General features: G+C 61.3%; 2 protein-coding genes, 1 tRNA gene and 1 pseudogene. 1 reads left to right on the forward strand and 3 read right to left on the reverse strand.

The features are described from left to right. Window positions 1–144: 144 nt before the first annotated feature. From VKP01_RS00665 to VKP01_RS00675, 3 genes are all read right to left on the reverse strand, one after another. A tRNA-Cys gene (locus VKP01_RS00665) sits at window positions 145–218 on the reverse strand. Window positions 219–332: 114 nt separating this feature from the next. Further along, window positions 333–1,115 carry an amino acid ABC transporter ATP-binding protein gene (locus VKP01_RS00670; RefSeq protein WP_324409717.1) on the reverse strand — a complete coding sequence of 261 codons (783 nt, stop codon included), beginning with the start codon at window positions 1,113–1,115 and terminating at the stop codon, window positions 333–335. A 185-nt stretch (window positions 1,116–1,300) separates the two neighbouring features. Continuing rightward, the gene (locus VKP01_RS00675) at window positions 1,301–2,356 is read right to left on the reverse strand and encodes an amino acid ABC transporter substrate-binding protein (RefSeq protein WP_324409718.1); all 1,056 of its coding nucleotides are present in this window, start codon (window positions 2,354–2,356) and stop codon (window positions 1,301–1,303) included. A gap of 293 nt (window positions 2,357–2,649) precedes the next feature. Between VKP01_RS00675 and VKP01_RS00680 the strand changes: the two are divergent. Beyond that, window positions 2,650–2,824 (forward strand): annotated as a pseudogene (locus VKP01_RS00680) (cystathionine beta-lyase); the annotation flags it as partial.

Consider the following 2,824-nt stretch of genomic DNA (forward strand, 5'->3'; position numbering starts at 1 on the left):
CACAAGATGGGCGTGCCGCTGGAGCTTCCCGGCTACGTCGCGCCACTCGCGCAGCACCTGCAGTGATGCATCGCGCACCTTACCCATCGCATGATCGCGCGGGCGAGTGCGAATGGGTCGTCAAAACTAACCAGGAAAGAAGTATGGAGGCCTCGCCCGGAATCGAACCGGGGTGCAAGGATTTGCAGTCCTCTGCGTAACCACTCCGCCACGAGGCCTCTCACGCTCGACCGGAATCTCTCCGTATCCAGCGCCTCTCATATCCGACACGCGGATGAAAATTGCAAGGGTGCGCCTGCGCATTTTTCACAGGCTCGCGCGCGCTGCGCGCGTCAGGTGATGATCTGCTTCAGGAACAGTTTCGTGCGCTCGTGCTGCGGATTGGAGAAGAAAACGGAGGGCGGGTTCTCCTCGACGATTTCACCGTAATCCATGAAGATCACCTTGTCCGCGACCTGACGGGCGAAGCCCATTTCGTGGGTCACGCAGAGCATGGTCATGCCGTCTTCGGCGAGCTCGACCATGGTGTCGAGCACTTCCTTCACCATTTCCGGATCGAGTGCCGAAGTCGGCTCGTCGAACAGCATCAGGCGCGGGCGCATACACAGGGAGCGCGCGATCGCGACACGCTGCTGCTGGCCGCCGGAGAGCTGGGTGGGGAATTTGTGCGCCTGCTCGGGGATCTTTACCTTGCCGAGGAAATGCATGGCGATCTCTTCCGCCTCGGCCTTTGGCACCTTCTTCACCCACATTGGCGAGAGCGTGCAGTTCTCGAGGATGGTGAGATGCGGAAACAGGTTGAAATGCTGGAACACCATGCCGACTTCGCGGCGCACCTCGTCAATCTTCTTGACGTCGTTGGTCAGTTCCACGCCATCGACGATGATCGATCCCTTCTGATGCTCTTCCAGCCGGTTGATGCAACGGATCAGCGTGGATTTTCCCGAGCCGGACGGCCCGCATACCACGATGCGATCGCCCTTCATCACCTTGAGATTGATGTCCTTGAGGACCTGGAACTCCCCGAACCATTTGTTCACGCCGATCATCTCGACGGCGACATCCCCCGCCGGGGTCGCGCCGGTATCAATCCGTGCTGCATGCGAATCCGCCATAATTCCCACTCCGGTTCACGCCGTCCTTCGCGCAATCCGAAAGTTGCACCCGCGACGCTTCGCCGGGCAGGATATGACGGTGGGCGCCACAGGGGAAGCCCAAGCTTTGCCCGTTATCCGCCGTCTGGTTACGCAGGTTGCCGCATGCTGCGGCAGATCGCCGACGATTGCCCCGAGGCTCGAGGTCAGCGAATCGGCTGCCCGTATTGCAGGCCGCCGCGGGTCCACAGCGCATTGAGGCCACGCTGGATGTTGAGGGGGGATTCGTCGCCGATATTGCGTGCGAAGACTTCGCCGTAATTGCCGACGAGGGCGATGATTTCCACGGCCCAACCCTCATCGAGGCCGAGCATGGCGCCGAATTCTCCCTCCATGCCTAGAAGCCGGCGGACGACCGGCGCGGGGTCATTGGCGGCCCGTTCACGCACATTGGCAGCGGTGACATCATGCTCTTCGGCATGCAGCATGGCGAAATGCACCCAGCGCACGAGATTGGCCCATTGCGGATCATCGTCACGCACCGCCGGGCCGAGGGGCTCCTTGGAGATCACTTCTGGCAGGACAACATGCTCATCGCGATCGGAGGCGCGCATGCGATGGGCATAGAGGCCCGAAGCATCCGTCGTATAGGCATCGCAGCGCCCGTTCAGATAGGCATCGATCGTGTCCAGCGCCGAGCCAAACACGACGGGTTCGTAGCGGATGCCCTGGGCGCGGAAATAATCGTCCAGATTGAGCTTCGTCGTGGTTCCATCCTCGACACAGACAGTCGCACCGCTGAGTTCGCGCGCGGAAGAAACACCCAGCTGCTTGCGCACCATGAAACCCTGGCCATCGAAATAGGTGACGGCCGGAAAATCGAGCGGCATCCCGGCATCCCGGGCCATGGTCGCAGTCGAATTGCGCAGGAGTACGTCGATCGTGCCGTCCGTCAGCGCGTCAAAGCGCTCGCGGGCATTCAGCGGAACGAAATCGACGGCTTCCGGATCAGCGAAGATGGCTGCGGCAATGGCGCGGCAATAGGCAACGTCGAAGCCGCTCCAGCGTCCGTCAGTATTCTCGGTGGCAAATCCGGGCAAACCGGGATTCACGCCGCAGGAGAGATGGCCGCGCTCGCGCACCTGAGCGAGTGTCGCGCCGGGCTCGGCATAAGCGGGGCGGGCGCCCGCTATCGCGACCACGATTCCGCAGGCGACCATTGCAAGGCCGAGAAAGATACGCCGGAGAAAACCCGTCTCCATATCGCAATGCCACCCGGATCTTCGTCGCGCATGACGGCATCATCCCCACTGGTCAGACTCCGCCTATGACACGCTGCGCATGAGCCCGGCTCTCCTCGCGGAGACGCCCCCATGCGAATTTCAACATCATTCGTGAATGACAAACGGACCGGGGTGCGTCAATGCCAAAATCCGGATGGAGCCGGCGAGAGGTGATTGTAAATGCCTGTGAAAGCGTGTCATCTCGCCTGACAGATGATACCGATCGCACGACAGCGGTCGGGCTAACGATATCCGTATGGGGGAGCGTGGCGATGGAAAAACGCGGTGGTGCGCATTGGGGCGAACGGACGAAGCTGGTCCATGCAGGACGCGATCCGTCGGAGCAGTTCGGTTTCGTCAATACGCCGATCTATCGTGGCTCGACTGTGCTCTATCCGAGCTATGACGCCCTCGTCGGCAAGGACAACCGCTACACCTACGCCACCA

Origin of the sequence: Saliniramus sp., assembly GCF_035311605.1 — a bacterium.
Taxonomy (GTDB): domain Bacteria; phylum Pseudomonadota; class Alphaproteobacteria; order Rhizobiales; family Beijerinckiaceae; genus Saliniramus.